Genomic DNA, 26,098 nt, shown 5'->3' with positions numbered 1-26,098 from the left:
GGTCCGCTGTCACCTGTACGGGCTTTGGCGCCGGTTTTTGCGTTATCAGACTTTTCGGGGGAATCGAGGAAGTATGTCGTACGTAGAGGTACCTGGTGCGAAAGTTCCCATCCGGATGTGGGCCGACCCCGCCACGGTGGAGGGCGGTGCCATGCAACAGCTGCAGAACGTGGCGACGCTGCCGTGGATCAAGGGCCTCGCCGTGATGCCGGACGTGCACTACGGCAAGGGCGCGACGGTCGGTTCGGTGATCGCGATGCAGGGGGCGGTCTGTCCCGCGGCGGTCGGTGTGGACATCGGCTGCGGCATGTCGGCGGTCAAGTCCTCGCTGACGGCGAACGACCTTCCGGGTGATCTGTCGAGGCTCCGCTCGAAGATCGAGCAGGCGATTCCGGTGGGCCGGGGTCTGCACCGCTCGGAGGTGGACCCGGGGCGGCTCTACCAGTTCCCGACGTCGGGCTGGGACGACTTCTGGTCGCGGTTCGACGGGGTGGCGGACGCGGTCAAATTCCGTCAGGAACGGGCGCGACAGCAGATGGGAACGCTCGGACAGGGCAACCACTTTGTTGAACTTTGTATCGATTCTGTCGGTTCGGTATGGCTAATGCTCCACTCCGGCTCCCGGAACATAGGCAAGGAACTCGCCGAATACCACATCGGCGAGGCGCAGAAGCTGCCTCACAACCAGGGCCTTGTTGACCGTGACCTGGCGGTCTTCGTCTCGGACACCCCGCAGATGGCGGCCTATCGGCACGACCTCTTCTGGGCCCAGGAGTACGCGAAGTACAACCGCGCGATCATGATGGCGCTCTTCCAGGAGGTCGTCCGCCGGGAGTTCCGCAAGGCCCGGGTGACCTTCGACCAGGTGATCTCCTGCCACCACAACTACGTGGCGGAGGAGCGGTACGAGGGCATGGACCTGCTCGTTACCCGGAAGGGTGCGATCCGGGCCGGCTCCGGGGAGTTCGGGATCATCCCGGGCTCGATGGGTACGGGTTCGTACATCGTGAAGGGCCTGGGCAACGCGGCGTCCTTCAACTCCGCCTCGCACGGCGCGGGCCGGAAGATGAGCCGGAGCGCGGCGAAGCGGCGCTTCTCGACGCAAGACCTGGAGGAGCAGACGCGGGGTGTGGAGTGCCGCAAGGACTCCGGCGTCGTGGACGAGATCCCGGGTGCCTACAAGCCGATCGAGAAGGTCATCGAGCAGCAGCGGGATCTGGTGGAGGTCGTCGCCAAGCTGAAGCAGGTCATCTGCGTGAAGGGGTGAAGGCTTCGGGCGGAACGGGGACGGGGCGCCGCGTCGGCGGCGCCCCGTCCCACGTGCGTGGCTATCGGGTGGGTGACGGCGTCTGGCCGGTACGGAGTCGCCACAGGCGCATCGAGCAGCTCTGCTCGGTTCGGTCGAGCGCGATGGCTGCGGCGGCGGGGTCGTTGAGCCGCAGCAGTTCGCGGTCGTCGGTCTCGGTCCAGCGTCGACGGGGTGGTGCGAACCTCATGTCTGCTGGACGCACCCAGGTCTGGATCGATGCCGCGTTGGCCTTCTTGTGGTCCAGGGCGAGGCAGCCGGGGTAGTAGAGGTGCTCGGCGAGCTGCTGGGCTCGCTCCTTGTAGTAGGTGATGACGTAGACCTGGTCACGGGCGTTGCGGCGGGCGATGCGCTCGGTGCCCGTGACTTTCTTTGCGTAGTGGCACAGGTATGCGGCCAGGGCCGTGCTGGCTGATGTGAAGGAGAGGAAGGGGATGCCCTCGGCGGTCCAGCCGAGCGATCCGTCGGCATCGATGACGCCGCGGAGGTAGTCCGGCCGGGAGAAGTCGAAGCGGGGTGGCCGGATGACTCGCGACTTCTTGCCGTAGGGGATTCCGAGCTCGTTGATGATGGTCCTGGCCTCGAGTGCGCACAGGGTCCATGTGGCCGAGTGGGCCTGCTCGGCGAAGTTGGTGGCGCGTACCCGCTCCGTGACGGAGCTGTAGTAGGGGGTCAAGCGCTGGAACTCGCGGAGGATGTGGATGTCCCGCGCGTTGATCTCGGCGGTCAGCTTGCCTTTCTGGCCGGTCCCGCGAGCCAGGTGCCCGTCGGCTTGCAGGAAGCCGAACATGTAGGCGTACTCGGGGGTCTGGAGATCCATGAACGTCGGCGTGAGGGCGCTCATGTCGAAAAGCGCGGGCGCGCTAGGGTCCTGTTCAGCCATGGGAAGTTGCTTCTTCCTTCTGGTGAGGCCCTCGGCCGGGAGTGCAATCCCTGCCGAGGGCCGTTCTGTATGGAGTTGTCTTCGACGCTATGGCGCGAGTGCGGGCGCCGCGCAGGTGATCTAGGTGGTTCACCCGAACGTGTCGCCGTGTTGTCAGAGCTCGCGGTGGACCTTGGTGTTGGAGGCCTGGGCGCGGGGGCGGACGACCAGGAGGTCGATGTTGACGTGCGGGGGGCGGGTGCAGGCCCAGGTGATGGTGTCGGCCACGTCGTCCGCGGTGAGGGGTTCGGCCACGCCGGCGTAGACCTTGGCGGCCTTCTCGGTGTCGCCGCGGAAGCGGGTGGTGGCGAACTCGTCCGTCTTGACCATGCCGGGGGCGATCTCGATGACGCGGACCGGAGTGCCGACGATCTCCAGGCGGAGGGTCTCGGCGAGGACGCGGGCGCCGTTCTTCGCGACGACGTAGCCGGCGCCGCCCTCGTAGGTGGAGTGGCCGGCGGTCGAGGAGAGGACGACGACCGTGCCGTCGCCGCTCGCGGTGAGGGCCGGGAGCAGGGCCTGGGTCATGTTCAGCGTGCCGATGACGTTGACCTCGTACATCTGGCGCCAGTCGGCCGGGTCGCCGGTGGCGACGGGGTCGGCGCCGAGGGCGCCGCCGGCGTTGTTGACCAGGACGGCGAGGCTCTGGAAGGCCGTGGCGAACTCGTCGACGGCGGCGCGGTCGGTGACGTCGAGGGCGTAGGCGGCGGCCTGGTGGCCGGCCTCGTTGATCTCGGCGGCCAGCTCCTCGATGCGGTCCTTGCGCCGGGCGGTGAGGACCACGCGGTAGCCGGCGGCGGCGAGCTGCCTGGCCGTGGCGGCGCCGATTCCGCTGCTCGCTCCGGTGATGACGGCGATGGGGGTACCGGGGGCAGTCATGACGTCGTGCTCCTCGCGCAGATGGTCGATTACGTCGATCGCCCGGCCAGGATAGGCGGCGCCGATCTCGAAGGGCGCGGTGCGTGTGAGGGGCGGCCCGCCCGGGAGACACGCTGACTGAGTGGTTGTCAGAAGATCAGATGATCTGTGGGTATTTTGGCCCTATGCGTGGATTGCGGAAGGCTGTGCTCGGGGTCGCTCTCGCGGCCGCGGTGGTGATGGGCGCGGGCGTGAGTGCCGGTGCCGTGGGGCCGGTGGTGGGGCCCGAGGCGGATCTGTCCCATCACGGTCATGTCTCCCTCTGGGACGGGCGGGTCGGGGTCTGGCTGGTCAGTGAGAACTTCGGTCCCACCGATCTCTCCCAGGCGACGGTCCGGCTCGCGTTCTCCGTGCCGATGGCGGGTGGGCTGGAGCTGCCGGAGGCCTGTCTGTGGAGCAGTGACCGGGCGGTCTCCTGTCGGACGGGCGAGCTGCCGGCCGCGGGGGGTGCCGGTGAGCTGGCGCTCGACCTGCGGACCGCGGGCCTTCCGGACGAGCTGACCGTGGACATCACCACCGCCTGGCGGGACGGGGTGGCCGACCGGAATCCGCGGAACGACCGGCATCGGGTGCTTGTGCTCGCCACCGGTGATCCTTACGTGTTCTGAGGGTTCAGTTGCCCGCCCAGTGGACGTAGCCGTCGGGGCGGACCAGTACCGCCGTGCTTCGCGTCGGGTCCGCCCAGGTGGCCCGCACGAGGCGCTCGGGGGAGACCGGGGCGGTCCCGGGCAGGTCCGGGAGCCCGGCCTCCGGGGTGATCAGTACGAACTCGCCCGCTCGCAGCAGCTCGTAGAGACGGCCTTCGCGCAGTCGTAGATCCGGTGCGCGGCGGCCCGCGGGGCGCTTGGAGCCCGCCGGGGGTGCGTACGCGATGCCGAGTCCGCTGATCATGCCCATGGCGCGGGCGGAGGCGGGTCGTACCGCGCTCAGGAGTCGGGCGGCGAGGGAGCGGGCGGCGCGGGTGAGCGGGGTGTGGGCCATCGCGAGGCGCACGAGCGCGCCGCTGGTGCGGAGCACGGTGGCGCCGACGGGGTGGCGCTCGGACTGGTAGCTGTCGAGGAGGGCTTCGGGTGCGGGTGCGTCGCCGCGCAGGACGGCGGCGAGCTTCCAGGAGAGGTTGGCGGCGTCCTGGAGGCCGGTGTTCATGCCCTGGCCGCCGGCGGGGGAGTGGACATGGGCGGCGTCGCCGGCGAGGAAGACCCGGCCCACGCGGTACGAGGGGACCTGGCGCTCGTCGCTGTGGAAGCGGGAGATCCAGCGGGGGTCGTGCATGCCGAGGTCGGTGCCCAGCGCACGGCGGGTGATCTCGCGGACCTCGTCCAGGTCGACGGGTTCGGTGTCGGGGACCTGGCGGGTGCGGCTCCAGCCCATCACCCGGTACCAGCCGTCGCCGAAGGGGGCGAGGAAGGCGAAGGTGTCGCCGGAACCGCTGACGCTGAACGCGTCGGCGGGCTCCTCCGCGAGGCGGACGTCGGCGAGGACGAGGGAGCGGATCACGGATCCGCCGGGGAAGGGCAGGCCCAGGGCGGTGCGGACGGCGCTGCGGACGCCGTCCGTGCCGACCAGGTGGCGGGCGGTGAGGGTGAGCGGGGCTCCGGCGGAGTCGGTGAACTCCGCCGTCACCGTGCCGGTGTCCTGGCGCAGTCCGCGCAGCTCCGTGCCGTACCGGAAGGTGACGCCGGCGGCCACCGCCCGTCGCTCCAGGAGGCGCTCGACCTCGTACTGCGGGGTGACGAGCAGGTGGTTGAAGCGGCTGGGCAGCCGGGTGAGGTCGAGGTCCAGTCGGCCGAAGAGCCGTGCGGTGCCGAGGGTCGTGCCGGTGGCGACGAGTTCGTCCGCGAGTCCGCGGGCGTCGAGCTGCTCCAGGGTGCGGGCGTGGACGCCGAAGGCGCGGGTCATGTTGGCGAGGCCGTGCGGGCGGCGCTCGACGAGGGTGACGTCGACGCCGGCGGTGGCGAGGTCGCCGGCGAGGAGGAGGCCGGTGGGGCCGGCGCCGATGACGAGGACCTGGGTGTCCGTCGGGTCGGTGCTCTCGGTGCTCTCGGTGCTCTCGGTGGTCTGGGTGGTCTGGGTGGTCTTCGGTGTCTCCGCGGTGCTCATGGCTGCCTCCGGGGTGCCCACGGTCGTTTGCCAACGGCTGTTGGTCAACGCTTGTTGGCAACTGTAGAAGCCGCTCTGATGGAATGTCAACGCCCGTTGGCCTACAGTCGTTGGTATGACGACCGCCCGCCGTTCCGACGCCACCAGAGCCGCCATCCTGGAGGCCGCCCGCGAGCGCTTCGCCTCCGACGGATACGACCGCGCCACCATCCGGGCCATCGCCCGGGACGCCGGGATCGATCCGTCGATGGTCATGCGCTACTACGGCAACAAGGAGGGCCTGTTCGCCGCCGCCTCGGAGATCGAGCTGAACCTGCCCGAGCTGGGCGGCCTGCCCGCGCGGCACATCGGGGCCGTCCTGGTCACCCACTTCCTGGAGCGCTGGGAGCGGGACGACGTCCTCACCGGGCTCCTGCGGGTGGGGGTCACCAACGAGGCCGGGGCGGAGCGGATGCGGGCGGTCTTCGCCCAGCAGCTCGGGCCCGTGACCCGGGGCGTCTGCCCCGACCCGGCAGAGGCGCCGCGGCGGGCGGCGCTCGTCGCGTCCCAGATCCTCGGCATGGCGCTCACCCGTTATGTGCTGCGGCTGCCGCCGGTCGTCGAGATGACGCCCGAGGAGATCGTGGCCTGGCTGGGCCCGACCGTGCAGCGCTATCTGACCGCCGAGACGCCCTGAGGGCGACCGCGGTGGGGGCGGGTCGGTCGGCGCGGGCCGGTGCGGGGCGGTGCCTGGTTCGTACAATCTCTGCATGACGCAGAAGAGTTCAGGCCGGCGCGAGGCGCTGATGACCGAGCTGTACGGGGAGGCCCGCCGCTACATGGCGGCGTACGCCCTGTTCAACCAGGCCGTCGCCGACCGTCTGGGGCTCCACCCGACCGATGTGCAGTGCCTGAACCTGCTCAGCCTGGAGGAGGGCCCGGTGACCACCGGGCGGGTCGCCGAGCTGACCGGGCTCACCACCGGCTCCGCGACCCGGCTCGTCGACCGCCTGGAGCGGTCCGGCTACGTCACGCGCGAACGGGACACCGAGGACCGGCGCCGGGTCCTGGTGGCCCTCGTGCCCGAGCGCATCGCCGAACTGGGCGCTCTGTGGCGCAAGCTCAACAGCACCTGGGGCACGATGTTCGACGTCTACAGCGACGCCGAGCTCGCCCTGCTCATCGCCCATATGCAGCGCACCGTCGAGATCAGCGCCGCGCAGATCGAGCGGCTGCGCGGCGGCGACCTGGGCTGAGCGGGGCCGGGCGGCGCGTTGGCATCGGCCATCGGCTGGTCGGCCGGCTGTCGGCTGTCGGCTGGGGGCTGGGGAGATGGGGCTCGGGGGGTCAGCCGGCCGTCGCGCCGCCGAACTCGCGTACCGCGTCGGAGACGATCGCCTCCAGCCGGGCGTGGTGGGCGCCGCGCCAGTAGACCCGGCCGCACTCCACGCACTCGGCGAACACGTCGTACGACTTCTCGGTGCCCTGCTCAAGGCGCTCGCGCACCGTGTCCTTGTCGGCGTCGCTCAGTCGTCCGTTGCACGCCGTGCACCGCGTCCATGGCGCGAGCGGCGGCGCGAAGCGCTCCAGGACGTCGCGGAGCTGGTCGTCCGGACGGTCGCTGTAGATGTAGGCCCCCGCCCACAGTTCGCGGCGGCGGAGCAGGCCGCGGTCCCGCGAGAGCATGACGCGCCGCTCGCGCGCGGAGAGCGCGGCCAGGGCGGGGTCGCCGATGTCCTCGCTCTCGTAGGCCGCGTCCACCCCGAGCAGCCGAAGCCGCCGGGCCAGTGTGCCGAGGTGCACGTCGAGCAGGAACCGGAGGGGCGCGCCCGGTCGCACCGGCTGCGGGCGGGTGACGCCCTCCACCTCGACGGTCTCGCCCGCCGCGGGGACGTAGGAGACGTCGACGGGCCGTCCGTCGACCAGTAGCCGGCCGGCCTCGGTGAGCGGTACGCCGAGGGACTCCACGACGTGGCCGAGCGAGGAGGCGCCGTCGGTGGTCACGGGCGTGCGGCCCGAGCGGCGGTCGGCCGAGACGAAGAGCCCCAGGTCGGGGGCGAAGCTGATGTGGATCTCCGGTCCGTTCACGGGGACAGGATCGCATCGGGGCGGGACGGGCGGCCAGGGAATTCGTCGCCGTCAGGGGCGGAAGTCCGCCTCGTGGTCGGCGGCCCAGGCGGCGAAGGTGCGGGCCGGGTGGCCGGTCAGTTCCTCGACCGTGCGGGTCAGCGGTGTCGGCCGGCCGTCGTGCGTGGCCCAGTAGGACAGCAGGGCGTCGGCGAAGAGCTCCGGCATGAAGCCGGTGACCGACGCCTTCCACTCCTCGGGGGTCACGACGGTGTGGGGTGCGGGCCGGCCGGTCACCTCGGCGAGTATCGCCAGCTGCTCGACGAAGGTCAGCGACTCGGGGCCCGTCAGGAGGTACGAGGAGCCGCGCAGCCGGGGCTCGGTGAGGACCGCGAAGGCCGCCTCGGCGACATCGCGCTCATGGATCGGGTCGCCGTACGCGTTCGGGTGGGGCAGGGCGGGTCCCCGCCCGCTGCGGAGGGCCCGGGCCCACTGCAGGGCGTTGGTGGCGAAGGCGCCCGGCTGGAGGTGGGTGGCCTCGAAGGCCCCGGTGTCCGCGGCGGCGGAGAGGGCGCGCTCGGCGGCGAGGTGGGAGGCGGCGATCGGGTTCTCGGCGGCGTCCGGGGCGAGGACGGAGCTGGAGGAGAGCAGGACGACGTGCTCGACGCCGGCGGCGCGGGCCCGGTCGGCGAAGGCCTCGGCGTGGCCGGCCTCGGCGTACAGGAAGACGGAGTCGACGCCGGTCAGAGCGGTGTCGAAGGTGGCCGGGTCGGTGAGGTCGCAGCGCACTGTGTCGACCCCGGGCGGTGGTGAGAGGTCGGTGGGGTTCTTGGAGGCGGCTTTCGCCTTGATGCCGGCGGCGTCGAGGAGGCCGAGCAGGGTGGAGGCGACGCGGCCGCGGCTGCCGGTGACGAGAACGGTCATGAGGGGGCTCCTTCCAGAGCGGTTGCGATTCCCTTCGTGACACATCATCTGCGTCACACAGATAAATATCCAGGGTCGTGCCATGTGCGTCAACCCGGATGAAACCCTGAGGTACCGTCCCGGCATGAAGATCATCGACCTCGAGCCCGGTGACCCCCGGCTGGAGAAGGACCTCCTGCCCGTCCTCTCCGAACTCCGCCCCCACCTCACCCCGGAGCTCTTCCGCGAGGTGTACGAGACCGGGCACTCCCAGGGACTGCGCTTCAGCGCCGCCTACACCGACGAGGGGCGCTGCGTCGGCGCGGCCGGCTGGCGGATCGTCATCAACACCAGTTCCCTGCGGCAGCTCTACGTCGACGACCTCGTGACCGCCGCCGACACCCGCTCCACCGGGGTCGGCCACGCGCTCATCGACCATCTGGAGGGCCACGCCCGCGCGGCCGGCTGCCACGAGCTCAACCTGGACTCCGGCACCCACCGCACCGGAGCCCACCGCTTCTACCTGCGTGAGCGCTTCGACATCGCGGCCTTCCACTTCATCCGGCCGCTCACCACGCCGGAAGACGCCTCCTAAGCGCCCCTGGGGGGTGTCGTGCGGACCGGCTTCTCCAGGTCGAGGCGCCAGTCGTTGCAGCGCATCGGGTGCCCCGGCGGGTACTCGAAGTCCCGCTCGCCGAGCAGCTCGAACCCCGCCTTGCGACACACCGCGTTCGACGCGGCGTTCTCCGTCGACGGGAACGCGTGGAGGAAGCGATGGAGGCCCGCGGCCCGGGCCTCCACGGCCACCGCGCGCGTGGCGGCGCTCGCTACGCCCCGGCCCTGGAAGCCCGGCAGCACGGCCCACCCGGTCTCGTACGCCGGCTCGCCGTCGCCGGTCCGCACCCAGAAGCCGATGCTGCCGACCACGGCCTCCCCCGGCAGCAGCACGATCCGGTACATGCGCCCCGCGCCCGGCTCGCCGGCGCTCAGGTCCACGTACCGCCGGTGGCGCCGGACGAGCTGCTCGTCCGTCTCCGGGCCGCCGAGGTGATCCATCAACTCCGGTGCGTTCAGGGCGCGCAGCAGGCCGGCATCGGCCTCGGACCAGGGTTCGAGCCGTACGGGCGAGGTGGTGTCGGTGTCCATCTCCGTACGGTAGGTCAGGGCGCTGACACTCCCCGGGCGTACGCCGTCGGCGACACCCCGATCGTCGCCGTGAACTCCCGTACGAGATGGGCCTGGTCGCTGTAGCCCAGCTCCACCGCCAGGGCCGCCCAGTCCGGGCCGCCCGCCGCGCCCGCGGCCTCGGCGCGCTCCAGGGCCTCGTGGATGCGGTAGCGCAGGATCACCCACTTCGGGCCGACGCCGACGTGGGCCGCGAAGAGGCGCTGCAGCGAGCGCGCCGACAGGCCGGACGCCGAGACCAGTTGGGTCACCTTGCGGACCGTACGGTCCCCCCGGATCAGGTCCACCAGCTCCATGGCCCGGTCGGCGGCCGGGTCGGGCGCGGGGCCGTGGGCGAGCAGGAAGGCGTCGAGCGCCGCCACGCGCGCGTGGTCGGTGCCGGGGGAGAGGACGGCGGACAGGAGGTCGGCGTCCGTGCCCGCGTGTCCCGTCTCCGTGCCCGTAACGATGCCCCCGTGTCCCGTCTCCGCGCCCGTACCGCCCCCCGCCTCGGTGCCCGCGTCCGGGAAGACCTCCGCCAGGGGGACCCGGCGGCCCGTCCAGGCCGACACCGGCCACGCGGGCGCGAAGGGGCGGAAGCCGCCGGGGCGGAACTGGATCCCGCAGACCCGGCCCGCCTCCGTCAGTTTCCGGGTGAACAGGCCGAGCCCGATCCCGGAGACCTCGGCGGACGCGCGCGCGTCCGCCGCCGGGGCGCCGAGTGCCCCGTACCGCTGGAAGACGATGTTCATCGAGGGGTGCGGGACGACATGGGTCGCGTACGGCTCCGGCAGCTCCCAGTCGATCAGCCAGTAGTGCTCCAGATAGGGCCGCAGCTCCGGCGCCGGGGTGTGCCGGCGGAAGCGGACGCGGGAGAGCAGTTCGGCGGGGTCGACGATGCCTCGGGTGTCCTTGCGGGGAGCGGAGTCGGACATGCTCCGATGCTAGGTCGGGACGGGATCCCGTCCTGGCGTGTTTCTTCAAGACGGGGGTGGGCAGCCTCTCCTAACGTCGCTCCCATGACGAACGAGGACCTGCTCCGTACCGGTGCCCCGCCCCGCATCGGTGATCTGCTCCGTAGCGCCGCCGCGCAGGCCACGCCCCTGGTCAGGGGCATCGCCGACGCCTCGCTGGGCGCGCCCACGCCCTGCGCCGAGTACGACGTGCGCGCCCTGCTGAACCATCTTCTCGGCGTCGTCGTGCACTTCCAGGCGCTCGCCGCCAAGCAGCCCGCCGATCTCTCCGCCACCACGGACCGGCTCGCCGACGCCGACTGGCGGGACCGCTTCGAGGTCGAGACCGGGAAGCTCGTCGAGGCCTGGTCGGCGCCCGGCGCCGAGGAGGGCACCACCGGGGGCATGGCCATGCCGGCGCGGACCGTCGGGTCCATGGTGCTGCTCGACCTCACCGTGCACGCCTGGGACCTGGCCCGCGCCACCGGGCGGAGCTTCACACCCGACCCGGGCGTGGTCGACGGGCTCGTCGAGGAGGTGGAGCGGATGGCGCCCATGGCCCGCAAGATGGGTGTCTTCGGGGAGGCCGTCGAGGTGCCCGGCGATGCCACCGCCTTCGAGCGGCTGCTCGCGACGACGGGCCGCGATCCGCGCGCCTGGGAGGCCTGAGGCCCGGGGCCGGTCTGCCGGCAGGTGGCCGGAGGGCCGGCGCTCAGCGCAGGCGGCCCGCCGGGCCGGGGGAGAGCCGCGAGACGACCTGGCCGAAGGCGTGCTCCTCCGCGGGCGTCAGCGGTATCGACTCCTGCGGATGCCAGACCCGCTCCAGCGGGGTGCGCGCCCGGTCGCGGCGGTCACGGGCGCGGGCGCGCAGGCCGAGCGACAGCCACACCACCGTCGAGACGGCGAGCAGGCCGAAGAGCGTGATCACACGGGGATCGGAGAACTGGCCGGGCACGGACATGACTCACTCCAGGGCGTGAGGGCCGCCCGACGCCGTGCGCCCCGGCAGGTGGCGCACGGGCACGAGAGCCCGACGATTCCTACTGCTTCCTCCCGACCTGTTCAGTTAACACCACCCTGGGGGACTTTCGGCAGGGGGGTCCGGGACCTTGGTCCCGGACCCGGCCGCCCGGTGGCCCGCACAGCGGGCAGGCCCTCTTGTGCGGGCCGCGGAACCGCTCCAAGGTGCTCGGAAGAGGCACATTTCCGGCCGGGGAGGGAGCAGCCGTATGTCCGGGACGCAGGCATGGGGATTCACGGACGACAGAGGTACGGAGCTGGGGGCGGCCCGCGTGCCGCGGCGGGTGATCGCGTACGTGCGGGCCGGGGCCGCCCTGTGTGACCTGGGCGTGACGCCGGTCGCGGTGTACGGCTCCGGGCACGACGGGGACGTCCTCGACCCGGCGAAGGAGGGCGGGCTGACGGCGGCCGCGGTGACCTACCTCGGGCCGGGCCGGGTCCTCGACGAGGGGCTGCTGCGGGAGCTGCGGCCGGACGTGATCGTCGACGTGACCTACGACGGGAAGAGCCCCTACGCGCTCGACGAGGCCGTCGCCGAACGGCTCGGGGTGCCGCTCGTCGCGCTCTCCGTCGGCAACGAGCTCACCCTGCCGGCCATCCTCGACCGGTTCGGCGCGCTGGCGGTGAGTCTGGGGGCGGCGGCGGTCGACGGGACGACCGCCGAGGGTTCCCCGGCCGGCCTCCGGGCCGCCGAGGACGAGCTCCGGGAGGCCGCCGCGCGGACCGGGCTCGGGGTGCTCGCCCTCTCCGGGGCCGGTCCCGACCAGGTGCACCTCGCCCGGCCGCTCGCCTGGCCCGAGCTGGCGAGGCTCGCCGAGCTCGGCGTCCGGCTCGTCGACCCGGGCCCGGGGCCCGGGGCCAACTGGCTCACCGGTGACTGGGGCCGGGCCGCCGAGCTCCGGCCCGACCTGGTCCTCTTCGACAGCAGGGCGCACGCCACGGCGCCGGACGAGGCCCTGTCCGGCGTCCGGTTCACGCCGTGGAACCCGGAGACCCCGCCCAGCCCGGCCGCGTACGCGCGCTTCTTCCGCGCACTGGCAGGAGCGCTCGCCGACTGAACCGGCACGCGCGTCGATCTCGGGCCGGCGCCGATCTAGGGCCGGCGTCGACCTCAAGTCGGGGCCGGGCCCGGTGTCGACCCCACGCCGGGCCCGGGGCCGGGGCCGGCGTCGGCGTCGGCTTCAGGCCGGGGTCGCTGTGAGGCGGGTCCGGCGGAGCGAGTCGGCGAACTCCTCCGCGCGGGAGAGCTGGGCCCGCAGCTCGGCGACCCGCTCCGCGGCGGCCTGCTCGTAGCCGCGGACGCGGGCCACGAGCGCGGCCCGCTCGTCCGGGTCGAGCTCGGTGTCCGTGCCCGCGCGTTCGGCGGCCAGCAGGTCCACGGCCGTGAGGAGTTCGCGGGTCTCGTCGAGGGTGAAGCCGAGCGGCTTCATCCGGCGGACGACCATCAGCCGGGACACGTCCGCGTCCGTGTAGAGCGGGAAGCCGCCCGGTGAGGCCGCGGACGGGACGACCAGGCCGCTGTCCTCGTACTGCCGGATCGTGCGCAGGGACAGTTCGGTCCGTGCGGCGACCTCGCCGATCTGCATGGGCTCGCCGGCCATCCGCATTCCTCGTACTCCGCTCACGCGTCAGGTCCTTCCTCGTACGGGGCTCCCACCGGGCGTACGGGGTCCCCACAGGGCGCGGCTTCCGCGCATTACATACCATTCGTCCTAACTTCAGCACTTATGAGAGCTGGAAGTGCGGCGAAACGCCTGCTCGTAGGTCGTCCGTTGGACAGCGGCCGGCTCGGGGAGACCCTGCTGCCGAAGCGGGTCGCCCTGCCGATCTTCTGCAGCGACCCGCTCTCCTCGGTCGCGTACGCCACCGAGGAGATCCTGCTGATCCTGGCCCTCGGCGGCCTCGCGGTGCTCCATCTGGCCTGGTACGCGGCGGTCGGCATCGTGATCCTGCTCCTGGTCGTCGTCGCCTCGTACCGGCAGACCTGCTACGCCTATCCGGGCGGCGGCGGGGCCTATGTCGTCTCCGCCGAGAACCTCGGGCAGACCGCCGCGCTCACCGCCGCCTCCGCGCTGCTGATCGACTACGTGATGACCGTCGCCGTCTCCGTCGTCTCCGGGGTCGCCGCCATCACCTCGGCCGTCCCCTCGCTCGACGGGCACGCCGTGGCCATGTCGGTGTTCTTCGTGGCCGTGCTGGCCTGGCTGAACCTGCGCGGAGTGCGGGAGTCGGGGCGCTGGTTCGCCTTGCCGACGTACGCCTTCATCGCGGTCATCTATCTGATGTTCGCGGTGGCCGCGGTACGGATGGCGACCGGTGCGACGATCCGGGCCGAGTCCGCCGACCTGCCCGTCGAGGCGGTCTCCACCTACTCGGGGATCGCGCTCGTGCTGCTCGCGCTGCGCGCCTTCGCCTCCGGCTGTACCGCGCTGACCGGTGTCGAGGCCGTCAGCAACGGCGTACCGGCGTTCGCCAAGCCCAAGAGCCGCAACGCGGCGATGACGCTCGCGATCATGGGCGGGCTTTCCGTGACCATGTTCTTCGGGATCACCGTGCTCGCGATGGTCTACGAGGTCCACGTCGCCGAGGACCCCACCGAACTCGGGCTCGCGCCCGGCACCCCGACGTCCACCGCGCTCGCGCAGATCGGACGGGCCACCTTCGGTGACTGGCACATCCTCTTCTACGTGCTCCAGGCCGTCACCGCGGGCGTCCTGATCCTGGCGGCCAACACCGCCTTCAACGGCTTCCCGATGCTCGCCTCCGTCCTCGGCCGCGACCGCTACGCGCCCCGCCAGCTCTTCCACCGCGGCGACCGGCTCGTCTACTCCAACGGCATCGTCCTCCTCGCGCTCGCCGCGATCGTCCTCATCGTCGCCTTCGACGCGCAGCTGACCCGCCTCATCCAGCTGTACATCCTCGGCGTCTTCGTCTCCTTCACCCTTTCCCAGGCCGGCATGGTCAAGCACTGGCGGCGAGAACTCGCCACACCCGCGGGCGCCGCCGACCGTCACAACATCCACCGCCGTCTCGCGATCAACGCCTTCGGCGCCTGTCTGACGGCGGTCGTCCTCGTCATCGTGCTCATCACCAAGTTCACCCACGGCGCCTGGATCGTCGTCATCGCGATGCCGGTGCTCTTCGCCGGGATGAAGGGGGTGCGGCGGCACTACGACGCCGTCGCCGCCGAGGTGGCCGTCGCCCCCGGGCAGCGGCCGCACGCCCTCGCCGAGAACCACGTCCTCGTCCTGGTGGCCTCGGTCAACGCGCCCAGCCTCCGGGCCCTGTCGTACGCGAAGACCCTGCACCCCGCCTCGCTCACGGCGGTCACCGTCGCGGAGGACCCGGCCGAGGCGGAGGTGCTCCGCGCGACCTGGGAGGCCCACGGCATCGACGTACCGCTGCGAGTGCTCGGCTCCCCGTACCGCTCGATCGTCCAGCCGGTCCTGCGGCACGTCCGGGAGGCGCCCGAGCGGACGGGGGACGCGGTGATCTCGGTGGTCATCCCCGAGTACGTGGTGGGTCACTGGTGGGAGCAGCCGCTCCACAACCAGAGCGCACTGCGCCTCAAGACCCGGCTGCTGTTCATGAAGAACGTCGTCGTCATCGACGTGCCGTACCGGCTCGCCTCCGCCCGCGAGCTGGCCGCCGAGCGCGCGAAGGCGGCGGACGCCGCGAAAGCGGCCGAGGACCGGACCTGACCGAGGACCGGACCGGACCGGATCTGACCGAGGACCTGACCGGACCTGACCGAGGACCGGTCCTCCCGGTGCTACCGGATCCCTACGGCCACACCAAGCAGTACGGCTGGTGGCCCGCCTCGTGGAGGCGGACCGAGAAGTCCTGCCACTCGTGGAGCAGCTGGTAGACGTCGAAGGCGTCGCGCGGGCCGCCGCGGTCCGGGACCGTGGACCAGATGAACGCGGCGGCGCCGACCGACTCCTCGCCGATCGCGCGCAGCGGGTCGACCACGGTCATCGGCAGCTTCACCACGGCGTAGTCCGGGTGCAGGACCACCAGCTCGAGCGGCGGCACCTTGTTCAGGGGCATGCCCTGGATGCCGGTCAGGACCATGGCCGCTATCGTCTCCGGCTTGATCTTGGTGAACATGCCGCCCATGCCGAGCTCGTCGCCGCCGAGCTCCTCCGGGCGCATCGAGATCGGGACGCGGGCCGCCGTGGCGCCGTCGGGCGCACCGAAGTACTTGTACGTCACCCCCAACCGGCCACTCCCGCTCGCGCTTCCGCTGACCGGATCACCCGGAGGGCCCGAGGTGTCGGGGATGCCGGGAATGCCCGGGGCTCCCGAGGCCGAGTCCTCGCCCCGCCGGCGCCGGTGCCTGCCCCGGCGGGCAGACTCCGGACCCAGATCGTCCGTCCCCTCGCCCGGTCCGCCACCGCGATGCATATCTCCACCCGACTGCTTTTTCTCGGCAACACGACCCCGCCGCGCAACCCGATCATCGTGTCAGTGACCTCCCCCGCGTTCGTACGGTGAAACACCTGTCCGCAAGAACGCCGTGGCCTCTGACACCATGGATTCCGTGAGCCATCCCTATGAGGCCCCAGTTTCGCAGACGCGGAGGGCGAACGCCCCGGCGTAATACTCAGGATGTTCACACCCTCCCTCCGTCCCCGATGTCGTGCCCGAAGTCGTTCTCGCAGGTCAGGATCACAGTGCCGTATTCATACGAAGCCCCAGTCTCACAGACGCTTTTCGACCGCGCTTCCCTCGTGACGCCCGGCGGCGTGAACTCACCGGTGCGTGCCTTCCGGGCCGTGGGCGGAACGCCCCGGTTCATGGTGTCCGGTTCCGGTCCCTACCTCACCGACGCGGACGGTCGTGAGTACGTCGACCTGGTGTGCTCGTGGGGGCCGATGATCCTCGGCCACGCGCACCCCGAGGTCACCGCCGCGGTGCAGCAGGCCGTCGCCCGCGGCACCTCCTTCGGTACGCCGGGCGAGGGCGAGGTCGCGCTCGCCGAGGAGATCGTGGCGCGCGTCGAGCCCGTCGAGCAGGTACGGCTCGTCTCCTCGGGCACCGAGGCCACGATGTCCGCGATCCGGCTCGCCCGCGGGTTCACCGGGCGCGCCAAGGTCGTCAAGTTCGCGGGCTGCTACCACGGCCACGTGGACGCGCTGCTCGCCGCGGCCGGTTCCGGTGTCGCCACCCTGGGGCTTCCCGACACGCCCGGCGTGACCGGCGCCCAGGCCGGGGACACGATCGTGCTCCCCTACAACGACCTGGAGGCCGTCCGGGCCGCGTTCGCCGCGCACCCGGGCGAGATCGCCTGTGTCATCACCGAGGCCTCGCCCGGCAACATGGGCGTCGTGCCGCCGGCCGAGGGCTTCAACCAGGGCCTCGCGGACCTGTGCCGGGAGAACGGCGCGCTGTACATCTCCGACGAGGTGATGACCGGTTTCCGTACGTCGAAGGCCGGCTGGTACGGCGTCGACGGCGTCAAGGCCGACCTGCTGACCTTCGGCAAGGTCATGGGCGGCGGCTTCCCGGCCGCCGCGTTCGGTGGCCGCGCCGACGTCATGGGGCACCTCGCCCCGGCCGGCCCGGTCTACCAGGCGGGCACCCTCTCCGGTAACCCGATCGCGACGGCCGCCGGGCTCGCGCAGCTGCGGCTGCTCGACGACGCGGCGTACGCCAGGGTGAACGCGGTCTCGGAGACGGTCCGGGGCCTGGTCACCGACGCGCTCGCCAAGGAGGGCGTGGCGCACCGGTTGCAGACCGCGTCCAACATGTTCTCGGTCTTCTTCACCGCCGACGAGGTGCGGAACTACGACGAGGCGAAGCAGCAGGAGGCCTTCCGCTTCAACGCCTTCTTCCACTCGATGCTGGCCGACGGCGTCTACCTGCCGCCGTCCGCCTTCGAGTCCTGGTTCGTGTCGGCCGCCCACGACGAGCGGGCGATCGAGCGGATCGCCGCCGCCCTGCCGGCCGCCGCCCGCGCCGCCGCGGAGGCGACGGCATGAGCGAGAGCGGCAACGGCACCCACGGCGCCGATCAGGACATCACGGTCGTCCATCTGATGCGGCACGGCGAGGTGCACAACCCCGACGGTGTCCTCTACGGGCGCCGCGCCGGCTATCACCTCTCCGAGCTCGGCCGGCAGATGGCGGACCGGGTCGCGGAGAGCCTGGCCGACCGGGACATCACGTACGTCGTCGCCTCCCCGCTGGAGCGGGCGCAGGAGACGGCGACGCCGGTCGCCAAGGCGCACGGTCTGGATCTGGCCACGGACGAGCGGCTCATCGAGGCGGCGAACGTCTTCGAGGGCAAGACGTTCGGTGTCGGTGACGGGGCGCTGCGCAAGCCGGCGAACTGGAAGCACCTGACGAACCCGTTCCAGCCGTCCTGGGGCGAGCCGTACGTCGAGCAGGTCGTCCGCATGATGGGGGCGCTCGACGCGGCGAAGGACGCGGCCCGGGGGCACGAGGCGGTGCTGGTCAGTCACCAGCTGCCGATCTGGATCGTCCGCAGCTTCGTGGAGAAGCGCCGGCTCTGGCACGATCCGCGGCGGCGCCAGTGCACGCTCGCCTCGCTGACCTCGTTCACGTACAAGGGCGACAAGATCGTCTCGGTCGGGTACAGCGAGCCGGCCCGGGACCTCGTTCCGGCGCATCTCCTGGCCGGCGCGAAGCCGGTCAAGGGGAAGTCGAAGGCTTTCGGAGCGTAAGCCTTCTTGAGCAGGACGTAGTTCTCCCCCCAGGAGCGGGACGCAGTTCTTCCGAAGCGTGGCGGCGGCTCTTCCGGAGCCGCATGTAGTCCTTCGGTGAAGGATTACGTCCCCGCTGGACAGTGCGGGAGTCGGCGGTCCACAGTTCAGGGCGGTCGGGTGGTGTTCATGCCAACCGACCGCCCTGAAATTTTTGTGCGATTTCCCGGAACCTCCGTGTTCCTCCCGGCATCTCACTCATTGTCGGTTTGGATGACGTTTCGTTAATACGTCAGCGCGAATGGGGATGTCATGCGCGGGATCAGTGGGATCAGTCGAAGGGGGCTGCTCGGGGCGGGCGTTGGTGCCGCGGCGGCGATGGGCATCGCCGCGTGCAGCAGCGACAATCAGGACAAGTCCGGGCGTTCCGGACCCGGCAAGGGGGGCGACGTCTCGGCGGAGCCGAGCACGAACACCCCGACCAAGGACGACGTCAAGCTCATCGGCGACGGTTCCACCGCCGACACCGGAAAGCAGCCGCACCAGCCCGACGCCCCCGTCCCGCTCGAACCCGGCCAGACCCCGCCCCAGTTCGTGATCTTCTCCTGGGACGGTGCCGGCGAGGTCGGCAACGGCCTGTTCCCGCGCTTCCTCGAACTCGCCAAGAACCACGACGCGGCGATGACCTTCTTCCTCTCCGGGATCTACGTCCTCCCCGAGTCGAAGATGAACCTCTACCGCCCGCCGAACAACCGCGTCGGCGCCTCGGACATCGGTTACCTCACCGACGGCCACATCAAGGACACCCTGAAGTACGTCCGGCAGGCCTGGCTCGAGGGCCACGAGATCGGCACCCACTTCAACGGGCACTTCTGCGGCGGCTCCGGCTCCGTGGGCAACTGGACCCCCGCCCAGTGGCAGAGCGAGATCGACCAGGCCATGAAGTTCGTCACCGAGTGGAAGACGAACAGCGGCTGGACCGACCTCGACCCGCTGCCCTTCGACTACTCCAAGGAGCTCGTCGGCGGCCGTACGCCCTGCCTCCTCGGCCAGGACAACCTGCTGCCCACCGCCAAGCGGCTCAACTGGCGCTACGACGCCAGCTCGCCCGGCGGCCGGCAGACGTGGCCCACCAAGCGCCAGGGCATCTGGGACCTCCCGCTGCAGGCCGTGCCCTTCCCCGGGCACTCCTTCGAGGTCCTGTCGATGGACTACAACATGCTCGCCAACCAGTCGAAGAACACGACGAAGGGCATGCCCTCGCGCTACCCGGGCTGGCGCAAGCAGGCCACCGAGGCGCTCCTCGGCGGCTTCACGCGCGCGTACGAGTCGAACCGCGCGCCCTTCTTCATCGGCAACCACTTCGAGCAGTGGAACGGCGGCATCTACATGGACGCCGTCGAGGACGCGCTCAAGGGCATGGCCGGCAAGAAGGACGTCCGGCTCGTCTCCTTCAGGCAGTTCGTCGACTGGCTCGACGTCCAGGACCCGAAGATCCTCCAGAAGCTGCGCTCGCTGGAAGTGGGACAGAAGCCGGCCGGCGGCTGGAATACTTTCCTCAAGCCCGCGCCGAACGGTTCGACGCCCTCGTCGACCCCGTCCGCATAGTCGTCGGCCGTGTTCGCTTAGGCGATCTTGACAAGGGGCTTTCCGGGCACGTAGGGGGGTGCCCAAGATCCCCCAAACGCCCATGCGAAACTTTTCACATGAGCCTTAGCCGTGCCCCTCGACGCACCCTGCTCGCCGTCGGAGTGCTGTCCGCCGCCCTCACGCTCTCGGCCTGCGGCGGCGACAGCAACGGCAAGTCCGGCGGCGGTGGCAACACCAACTTCGTGACCAACACGGGTGGTATCGCCACCGCGCCCAAGGGCGAGCGCGCGGCCACCGGGAAGCTCGCGGGCGAGACCCTCGACGGCAAGCAGCTCGACGTCGCCGACCTCAAGGGCAAGGTCGTCGTCCTCAACGTGTGGGGCTCCTGGTGCGCCCCGTGCCGCGCCGAGGCCCCGCACTTCGCGAAGGTCGCCAAGGACCTGGAGGGCAAGGACGTCGAGTTCGTCGGACTCAACACCCGCGACCCCAACAAGCAGCCCGCCCTCGCCTTCGAGGAGGACTTCGGGGTCACCTACCCGAGCCTCTACGACCCGCAGGGGAAGCTGATCCTCTTCGGCTTCCCCAAGGGCACGCTCTCCCCGCAGTCCATCCCCTCCACCGTCGTCCTCGACAAGGAGGGCCGGATCGCGGCCCGCTCGCTCATGGCGCTCAACGAGGAGAAGCTGCGGTCGATGATCGACCCCCTCCTCAAGGAGAAGTGAGCCGGTGAACGAGACCGTCACCAGCGGAGCCCTGCTCCTCGCACTTCCCGTCGCCCTCCTCGCCGGCCTGGTCTCCTTCTTCTCGCCCTGCGTCCTCCCGCTGGTCCCCGGCTACCTGTCGTACGTGACCGGCGTCTCCGGCACCGACCTCGCCCAGAGCCGCCGCGGCCGGATGACCGCGGGGGCCGTCCTCTTCGTCCTCGGCTTCACCGCCGTGTTCGTGTCCGGCGGGGCGCTCTTCGGCTACTTCGGGTCGACCCTCCAGGAGTACCGCGAGACGCTCACCACGATCCTCGGCGTGCTCATGATCCTCATGGGCGTGTTCTTCCTCGGTCTGATGCCCTGGTTCACCCAGCGCGAGTTCCGCTTCCACAGGAAGCCCGTCGCCGGTCTGGTCGGCGCGCCGCTGCTCGGCGCGCTCTTCGGCATCGGCTGGACCCCGTGCATCGGCCCGACGCTCGCCTCGGTCAACGCGCTCGCCCTGGAGCAGGCCAGCGCCGGCCGCGGCGCGCTGCTCGCCTTCGCGTACTGCCTCGGCCTCGGCGTGCCGTTCGTGCTCGCCGCCATAGCCTTCCGCAAGGCCCTCGGGGCGTTCGGGTGGGTGAAGAAGCACTATGTGTGGGTCATGCGGATCGGCGGCGGCATGATGCTCGTCACCGGTGTCCTGCTCCTCACAGGCGCGTGGGACAGCATGGTCGCCACGATGCAGGGCTGGTCCAGCGGTTTCACGGTGGGGATCTGAGTTCCATGAGCACGACCGACACGTCCGGTACGACGGACACCTCCGGTACGACGGACACCTCCGGCACGACGGACACGGAGCAGCAGGAGAACCTCGGTGAGGCCGGGGCGCAGCTGTCCACCGCCCCCATCGACGACCGCGCCGAGACGCCCGGCATCGGCGGCCCCACCCTCGGTGTCATCGGCTGGACCCGCTGGTTCTGGCGGCAGCTGACCTCCATGAGGGTCGCGCTGATCCTGCTCTTCATGCTCTCCCTCGGCGCCGTCCCCGGCTCCCTCATCCCGCAGACCAGCGTGGACGAGCTGAAGGCGCAGGCCTTCAAGGACGCCCACAAGACGCTGACGCCGCTGTACGAGAAGCTCCAGTTCTTCGACGTCTACAGCTCCGTGTGGTTCTCCGCGATCTACATACTGCTGTTCGTCTCCCTCATCGGCTGCATCGTGCCCCGCAGCTGGCAGTTCGTCGGCCAGCTCCGCAGTCGCCCGCCAAGCGCCCCCAAGCGCCTCGACCGGCTCCCCGCGTACACCACGTGGCGCACCGAGGCCGAGCCCGAGCAGGTCCGTGCGGCCGCGCTCACCTTGCTCAAGGGACGCCGCTTCCGCGCTCATACGGCGGGGAACGCGATCGCGGCCGAGAAGGGCTACCTGCGCGAGGCCGGCAACCTGGCCTTCCACGTCGCCCTGATCGTCATGCTCGTCGCCTTCGCCTGGGGCCAGCTCTTCAAGTCCGAGGGCGGCAAGCTGATCGTCGAGGGCGACGGCTTCTCCAACACGCTCACCCAGTACGACGACTTCAAGTCCGGCTCCCAGTTCGGCATCGACGAGCTGGAGCCGTTCAGCTTCAAGCTCGACGCCTTCGACGGCACGTACGAGAAGAACGGCCCCCAGCGCGGCACGCCCCGCACCTTCGAGGCGAAGGTCTCCTACTCGCAGGGCGGTACGGACAGGAAGGCCGTCATCCGGGTCAACGAGCCGCTCAAGGTGGGCGACTCCAAGGTCTATCTGATCGCCCACGGCTACGCGCCCGTCGTCACCGTCAAGGACGGCCACGGCAAGGTCGTCTTCCAGGGCGCCGTGCCGCTGCTCCCCATCGACAACAACATCACGTCCACCGGCGCCATCAAGGTGATGGACGGCTACCGCGACAAGAACGGGAAGAAGGAGCAGCTGGGCTTCCAGGCCTTCTTCGTGCCGACGTTCGCGGGCGCCGGCAAGGGCACGATGTTCTCCCAGTTCCCGGCGCTGGAGTTCCCCGTCATGGCGCTCACCGGGTTCCACGGCGACCTGCGGGTCAACTCGGGGCTGCCGCAGAACGTGTACCAGCTCGACAAGTCCAAGATGAAGCAGTTCATGGACACGTCCGGCAACAAGCTCGCGCAGCGGATGCTGCCCGGCGAGACCATGACGCTGCCCGACGGCGCCGGCTCGATCACCTTCGAGAAGGACGTCAAGGAGTGGGCGAGCTTCCAGATCTCGCAGCAGCCCGGCAACGGGCTCGCCCTCGCGGGCGCGATCGCCGCGATCGCCGGTCTGACCGGTTCGCTCTTCATCCAGCGGCGTCGCGTCTGGGTCCGGGCCGTGCGCGGTGAGGACGGCGTGACCGTCGTCGAGATGGCCGGCCTGGGCCGCAGCGAGTCCGCGAAGCTGCCGGAGGAGCTGGGCGACCTCGCGGTCGCGCTCACGGCGGACGCGCCGCCGGTGCCGGACGCCGATCCGGAGGCCGTACCAGCTGAGGCGGCACCCCCCGCCGTATCCGAAGACCCTGCCCCTTCTGGAGAGGCCGACAAGTGATCCTCGCCGCCACGACCAACGAGAGCCTGGCGCGGATGAGCGACCTGCTCATCTACTCCTCGATGGCCGTCTACACCCTGGCCTTCTTCGCCCACATCGCCGAGTGGGTGCTGGGCAGCCGCAGCAAGGTCGGCCGTACCGCCGCCGCGCTCACCTCCCGCGCCTCGGCCGCCACCTCCGCCGTGACCGTCCAGGTCAAGCAGGCGGCCGGTGGCACGGCCGTCCTGGAGAAGCCGAAGGTCGTCACCCGTTCCGCGGCCGGCACCCGTGACGTCCCGGACGGCCCCGGCGCCGCCGGCGGCACGGTCAAGGGCGATCTGTACGGCCGCATCGCCGTCTCGCTCACCGTCCTCGCCTTCCTGGTCGAGGCGTCGGGCGTGGTCACCCGGGCGCTCTCCGTGCAGCGGGCCCCCTGGGGCAACATGTACGAGTTCTCCACCACCTTCTCGACGGTGGCGGTCGGCGCGTACCTCGGCTTCCTCGTCGCCAAGAAGAACGTGCGCTGGCTCGGCCTGCCGCTGGTCACCACGGTCCTGCTCGACCTGGGCATGGCCACCACCTGGCTGAAGACCCCCAGTGACCAGCTGGTCCCCGCGCTCGACTCGTACTGGCTGTGGATCCACGTCTCCACCGCGATCTTCTGCGGCGCGGTCTTCTACCTGGGCGCCACCGCCACCCTGCTGTACCTCTTCCGTGACTCGTACGAGAACAAGCTCGCGACCGGCGGGAACCCGGGTGCCTTCGCCCGATCCGTCATGGAGCGGCTGCCCTCGGCGGCCTCGCTCGACAAGTTCTCGTACCGGGTCAACGCGGCCGTCTTCCCGCTCTGGACCTTCACGATCATCGCGGGCGCGATCTGGGCCGGCGACGCGTGGGGCCGCTACTGGGGCTGGGACGCCAAGGAGGTCTGGTCCTTCATCACCTGGGTCGGTTACGCCGCGTACCTGCACGCGCGCGCGACGGCCGGCTGGAAGGGGCGGAAGGCCGCGTACATCGCGCTCATCGCCTTCGCCTGCTTCCTGTTCAACTACTACGGCGTGAACATCTTCGTGAACAGCAAGCACTCGTACGCCGGCGTCTGAGCCGGCACCGGGCCGTCTGAGCTGGCAGCAGGCCTGCCCCTGGGTGACGCTTGAGGTATGAGCGAGATACCCCGGGGCAGGTGCGAGACCCACGACGGGGACGCGCACCTGCTGCGGTTCGCCGTCGAGCTGGCCCATCCGCTGTCCGAGGTCTGGGAGGCCGTCGCCACCCCCGAGGGCCTGGAGGGCTGGCTCTGCGCGGCGGACCCGCTGGAACCCCGGCTCGGCGGCCGGGTCACCCTCCGCTGGCAGGGCGGCGACACGGTGGTGTCGGGGCGGGTGACCGCCTGGGACCCCGAGTACGTGGCCGAGTACACGGTCGATCCGACGCACGGACGCATCCGGTTCCATCTGGAACCGGGGGCGCCCGGGGGCGGCGGGTCGACCGTGCTGCGTTTCACGAACGAACTGCGGGCGGACCGGGAGTACCGGCTGGACCGTCTCGCGGGGTGGCACGAGCACTTCGAGCGGCTCGCCGCGGCCCTGGACGGGCGTCCGTCCGACTGGGCCGCGTGGTCGCCCGAGCGGTGGCAGCACCTGCGGGGCCTCTACGAGCTGGATGAAGCGCCCTGGCCCAAGTGGGTGCCGTAGGCGCCGCTACCCCCGCTTCGGCGGCAAGCAGGAAGTGGACGGCGGTTTCCCCTCCGGCCAGGCGATCTGGACGAAGCGCTGGGTGCCGTCCTGGGCAAGTTCCACGATCGGGACCGCCTTGTTGTACGGGTTCCCGTAGTTGTCCAGGCAGATCCAGCCGCTCGCGCCCTGCACCCGCAGTGAGCCCTTGACCTGCGGCCACTGGGTGACCACGTCGGCGAGCTCCGGGTACTGGGAGCCCTGCGGGGTCGCCTGGCGGATCGCGTGCACCGCCGTCGCCATCGCGTCGTACGCGACGATCGCCTGGCCGTCCGTGAGCGGCACCGGCTTCTTCGAGGCGCGGGCGATGTCCGTCACGAAGGTCGAGTACGCCACCACCGAACCGCCCGTCGCCGGGACCTTCCGCCCCGCCGCCTGCTTCCACGCGTCCGGGTGGGCGAGCGCCGCGTACCGCACGGTCAGCTTCGCCTTCAGGGCGTTCCGGTCGAGCTGCTCGTCCGCGCCCAGGTACGAGCCCTCGTCACCGGTCAGGATCGTGAAGGCGCGGTCGAGGCAGCCGCGCGAGCCGAGCGCGTTGATGAACTGGCGCAGCTGGGTGTGGCGGCCCGCGAAGAAGACCGTCTCGGCGCGGGTGTCGCAGATCAGATGGGTGATCTGGCGGAAGGTGTTGGCGGTGGTGCCCTCGTCGGTGGGATCGGCGGGCGAGGTGAAGAGCTGCGGCTCGTAGGGCGCGCCCTTGAGGGACGCGGCGAACGCGGACTTGAGGGTGTCGGTGTAGTGGTCGCCGCTGCGGGTGTCCTGGACGAGGAGGGCCTTGGCGGCGTCGACGCGGCCGAAGTTCGCGAGGGCCTTGGCCTCGTCGTTGTTGGTGGGGGAGACGCGGGCGAGGCCGGGGTAGCGGTTGTGTCCGGGGCCCGGGCCGTTGGCGATGTCGTCGGCGGTGATGGTGGTGCCGACGACGGCGATCCCGGCGCCGGTGAGGGCGGTCACCGACTCGCGTACCTCGGTGGAGGAGGTGGCGACGCCGGAGACGGCCCGCAGCCGGTCGGGGGCGCCGGTCATGGCGATCAGCCGGTCGACGGTGCCGCGCCAGTGGGCGTTGCCCTTGCCGGTGTTGGCGAGGACGAGGCGGATCTTCGGGGTCTCGCTGTTGGACTCGTGGTTGGCCCGGTACTGGTAGGCGTACGCGCCCTGGACCTCGTGCAGCACCTTGACCCGCATGCCGCTGTCGGTGGAGGTCAGCGGCAGGAGGACGGCGACGGTGGCGTACTCGCCGGGCTTGAGCGCGGCGTTCTCGGCGCCGATGGCCCGGGCGACCTCCGCGAGTTCGGGTACGCCGAAGGCGTGGCCGTCGCCGTTGACGCCGACGCATTCGCCGCTGCCCTCCGGTCTTTCGACCCCCGCGGCGCAGGAACGGTCCTCCGGGGTGGTGAGCCGGGCGACGGCGTACCCGCCGAGTCCCAGGACGACGGCGGCGGTGACGACGGACGCGACGAGCTTCTGGCGGGGGGTGCGGACGCGCCGCCGCAGCCGGTCGAGCGGTCGGCCGATGCGCGGGGCGGTCGGGCGGTCGGGCATGGCG

Annotated in this window: 27 protein-coding genes; 16 read left to right on the top strand and 11 right to left on the bottom strand. The window is 71.1% G+C overall.

The genetic code is table 11. From position 1 onward, the window contains the following. Positions 1–73: 73 nt before the first annotated feature. On the top strand, positions 74–1,267 hold the full coding sequence (locus tag E0F75_RS36010; RefSeq protein ID WP_229315187.1) for an RtcB family protein: 1,194 nt from the start codon (positions 74–76) through the stop codon (positions 1,265–1,267). Positions 1,268–1,328: 61 nt separating this feature from the next. Here E0F75_RS36010 and E0F75_RS36005 read toward each other — a convergent pair whose 3' ends face one another. Together E0F75_RS36005 and E0F75_RS36000 are read right to left on the bottom strand one after the other, a co-directional pair. Then, positions 1,329–2,189 carry an LAGLIDADG family homing endonuclease gene (locus E0F75_RS36005; protein WP_229315186.1) on the bottom strand — a complete coding sequence of 287 codons (861 nt, stop codon included), beginning with the start codon at positions 2,187–2,189 and terminating at the stop codon, positions 1,329–1,331. A 153-nt stretch (positions 2,190–2,342) separates the two neighbouring features. Then, positions 2,343–3,107, bottom strand: coding sequence for an SDR family NAD(P)-dependent oxidoreductase (locus E0F75_RS36000; RefSeq protein ID WP_229315185.1), 765 nt, complete (start codon positions 3,105–3,107; stop codon positions 2,343–2,345). Positions 3,108–3,271: 164 nt separating this feature from the next. On the opposite strand from E0F75_RS36000, the gene E0F75_RS35995 reads away from it, so the two are divergent. Then, on the top strand, positions 3,272–3,754 hold the full coding sequence (locus E0F75_RS35995) for a hypothetical protein (protein ID WP_229315184.1): 483 nt from the start codon (positions 3,272–3,274) through the stop codon (positions 3,752–3,754). A 4-nt stretch (positions 3,755–3,758) separates the two neighbouring features. On the opposite strand, the gene E0F75_RS35990 is transcribed toward E0F75_RS35995, so the two are convergent. Beyond that, complete coding sequence (locus E0F75_RS35990; RefSeq protein WP_229315183.1) at positions 3,759–5,246, bottom strand: FAD-dependent monooxygenase; 1,488 nt, start codon at positions 5,244–5,246, stop codon at positions 3,759–3,761. A 115-nt stretch (positions 5,247–5,361) separates the two neighbouring features. Here E0F75_RS35990 and E0F75_RS35985 point away from each other — a divergent pair, with 115 nt between their 5' ends. Continuing rightward, entirely contained in the window at positions 5,362–5,922 is a 561-nt protein-coding gene (locus tag E0F75_RS35985; protein ID WP_229315182.1) for a TetR/AcrR family transcriptional regulator, read from the top strand. 73 nt (positions 5,923–5,995) lie between these two features. Further along, complete coding sequence (locus tag E0F75_RS35980) at positions 5,996–6,481, top strand: MarR family winged helix-turn-helix transcriptional regulator (RefSeq protein WP_229315181.1); 486 nt, start codon at positions 5,996–5,998, stop codon at positions 6,479–6,481. Positions 6,482–6,572: 91 nt separating this feature from the next. Here the strand turns inward: E0F75_RS35980 and E0F75_RS35975 are convergent, their stop codons facing one another. Then, positions 6,573–7,313, bottom strand: a complete 741-nt coding sequence (locus tag E0F75_RS35975; RefSeq protein ID WP_229315180.1) for a Mut7-C ubiquitin/RNAse domain-containing protein — start codon at positions 7,311–7,313, stop codon at positions 6,573–6,575. Between the two features lie 51 nt (positions 7,314–7,364). After that, entirely contained in the window at positions 7,365–8,216 is an 852-nt protein-coding gene (locus E0F75_RS35970; RefSeq protein WP_229315179.1) for an NAD(P)H-binding protein, read from the bottom strand. Between the two features lie 124 nt (positions 8,217–8,340). On the opposite strand from E0F75_RS35970, the gene E0F75_RS35965 reads away from it, so the two are divergent. Next, complete coding sequence (locus E0F75_RS35965; RefSeq protein WP_229315178.1) at positions 8,341–8,790, top strand: GNAT family N-acetyltransferase; 450 nt, start codon at positions 8,341–8,343, stop codon at positions 8,788–8,790. Here E0F75_RS35965 and E0F75_RS35960 read toward each other — a convergent pair. Together E0F75_RS35960 and E0F75_RS35955 are read right to left on the bottom strand one after the other, a co-directional pair. Then, entirely contained in the window at positions 8,787–9,341 is a 555-nt protein-coding gene (locus E0F75_RS35960) for a GNAT family N-acetyltransferase (protein ID WP_229315177.1), read from the bottom strand. The two genes, E0F75_RS35965 and E0F75_RS35960, sit on opposite strands and share 4 nt — an antisense overlap. Positions 9,342–9,355: 14 nt before the next feature. Next, entirely contained in the window at positions 9,356–10,294 is a 939-nt protein-coding gene (locus E0F75_RS35955) for an AraC family transcriptional regulator (protein ID WP_229315176.1), read from the bottom strand. 84 nt (positions 10,295–10,378) lie between these two features. Here E0F75_RS35955 and E0F75_RS35950 point away from each other — a divergent pair, with 84 nt between their 5' ends. Beyond that, positions 10,379–10,981, top strand: coding sequence for a TIGR03086 family metal-binding protein (locus E0F75_RS35950; RefSeq protein WP_229315175.1), 603 nt, complete (start codon positions 10,379–10,381; stop codon positions 10,979–10,981). Positions 10,982–11,024: 43 nt separating this feature from the next. On the opposite strand, the gene E0F75_RS35945 is transcribed toward E0F75_RS35950, so the two are convergent. Then, positions 11,025–11,273 (bottom strand): hypothetical protein, encoded by a 249-nt coding sequence (locus tag E0F75_RS35945; protein WP_229315174.1) that lies wholly within the window; start codon positions 11,271–11,273, stop codon positions 11,025–11,027. A 268-nt stretch (positions 11,274–11,541) separates the two neighbouring features. Between E0F75_RS35945 and E0F75_RS35940 the strand changes: the two genes are divergently transcribed. Further along, the gene (locus E0F75_RS35940) at positions 11,542–12,390 is read left to right on the top strand and encodes an ABC transporter substrate-binding protein (protein WP_229315173.1); all 849 of its coding nucleotides are present in this window, start codon (positions 11,542–11,544) and stop codon (positions 12,388–12,390) included. A 123-nt stretch (positions 12,391–12,513) separates the two neighbouring features. Here E0F75_RS35940 and E0F75_RS35935 read toward each other — a convergent pair whose 3' ends face one another. After that, complete coding sequence (locus E0F75_RS35935) at positions 12,514–12,933, bottom strand: MerR family transcriptional regulator (RefSeq protein WP_229315211.1); 420 nt, start codon at positions 12,931–12,933, stop codon at positions 12,514–12,516. 126 nt (positions 12,934–13,059) lie between these two features. Here E0F75_RS35935 and E0F75_RS35930 point away from each other — a divergent pair, with 126 nt between their 5' ends. After that, positions 13,060–15,033, top strand: a complete 1,974-nt coding sequence (locus E0F75_RS35930; protein ID WP_229315172.1) for an APC family permease — start codon at positions 13,060–13,062, stop codon at positions 15,031–15,033. Positions 15,034–15,115: 82 nt separating this feature from the next. Here the strand turns inward: E0F75_RS35930 and E0F75_RS35925 are convergent, their stop codons facing one another. Then, the gene (locus E0F75_RS35925; protein ID WP_229315171.1) at positions 15,116–15,739 is read right to left on the bottom strand and encodes a hypothetical protein; all 624 of its coding nucleotides are present in this window, start codon (positions 15,737–15,739) and stop codon (positions 15,116–15,118) included. A gap of 230 nt (positions 15,740–15,969) precedes the next feature. Here E0F75_RS35925 and hemL point away from each other — a divergent pair, with 230 nt between their 5' ends. The 8 genes from hemL to E0F75_RS35885 all read left to right on the top strand — a co-directional run bounded on the left by hemL (position 15,970) and on the right by E0F75_RS35885 (position 24,516). Continuing rightward, the gene (gene hemL / locus E0F75_RS35920) at positions 15,970–17,316 is read left to right on the top strand and encodes a glutamate-1-semialdehyde 2,1-aminomutase (RefSeq protein ID WP_229315170.1); all 1,347 of its coding nucleotides are present in this window, start codon (positions 15,970–15,972) and stop codon (positions 17,314–17,316) included. Beyond that, a complete protein-coding gene (locus tag E0F75_RS35915) occupies positions 17,313–18,020 on the top strand; it encodes a histidine phosphatase family protein (protein ID WP_229315169.1) in 708 nt (235 codons plus the stop codon). Before hemL ends, E0F75_RS35915 begins: the two co-directional genes overlap by 4 nt. 291 nt (positions 18,021–18,311) lie before the next feature. After that, entirely contained in the window at positions 18,312–19,607 is a 1,296-nt protein-coding gene (locus E0F75_RS35910; protein WP_267499959.1) for a hypothetical protein, read from the top strand. A gap of 98 nt (positions 19,608–19,705) precedes the next feature. After that, positions 19,706–20,311 (top strand): TlpA disulfide reductase family protein, encoded by a 606-nt coding sequence (locus tag E0F75_RS35905; protein WP_229315168.1) that lies wholly within the window; start codon positions 19,706–19,708, stop codon positions 20,309–20,311. A gap of 4 nt (positions 20,312–20,315) precedes the next feature. After that, positions 20,316–21,053 (top strand): cytochrome c biogenesis CcdA family protein, encoded by a 738-nt coding sequence (locus E0F75_RS35900; RefSeq protein WP_229315167.1) that lies wholly within the window; start codon positions 20,316–20,318, stop codon positions 21,051–21,053. 5 nt (positions 21,054–21,058) lie between these two features. Then, on the top strand, positions 21,059–22,843 hold the full coding sequence (locus E0F75_RS35895) for a cytochrome c biogenesis protein ResB (protein WP_229315166.1): 1,785 nt from the start codon (positions 21,059–21,061) through the stop codon (positions 22,841–22,843). Continuing rightward, the gene (gene ccsB, locus E0F75_RS35890) at positions 22,840–23,925 is read left to right on the top strand and encodes a c-type cytochrome biogenesis protein CcsB (protein WP_055599592.1); all 1,086 of its coding nucleotides are present in this window, start codon (positions 22,840–22,842) and stop codon (positions 23,923–23,925) included. The genes E0F75_RS35895 and ccsB overlap by 4 nt, the downstream gene beginning before the upstream one ends. Before the next feature lie 57 nt (positions 23,926–23,982). Next, positions 23,983–24,516, top strand: a complete 534-nt coding sequence (locus tag E0F75_RS35885) for an SRPBCC domain-containing protein (RefSeq protein ID WP_229315165.1) — start codon at positions 23,983–23,985, stop codon at positions 24,514–24,516. 6 nt (positions 24,517–24,522) lie between these two features. Here the strand turns inward: E0F75_RS35885 and E0F75_RS35880 are convergent, their stop codons facing one another. Then, on the bottom strand, positions 24,523–26,094 hold the full coding sequence (locus E0F75_RS35880; RefSeq protein WP_229315164.1) for an ABC transporter substrate-binding protein: 1,572 nt from the start codon (positions 26,092–26,094) through the stop codon (positions 24,523–24,525). Between the last annotated feature and the right edge of the window lie 4 nt (positions 26,095–26,098).

It is taken from the genome of Streptomyces sp. CB02980 (assembly GCF_014451325.2).
In the GTDB taxonomy this organism is placed as follows: domain Bacteria; phylum Actinomycetota; class Actinomycetes; order Streptomycetales; family Streptomycetaceae; genus Streptomyces.
Note: the sequence above shows the minus strand (reverse complement) of the source record. Positions and strands in the feature narration are given on the sequence as shown.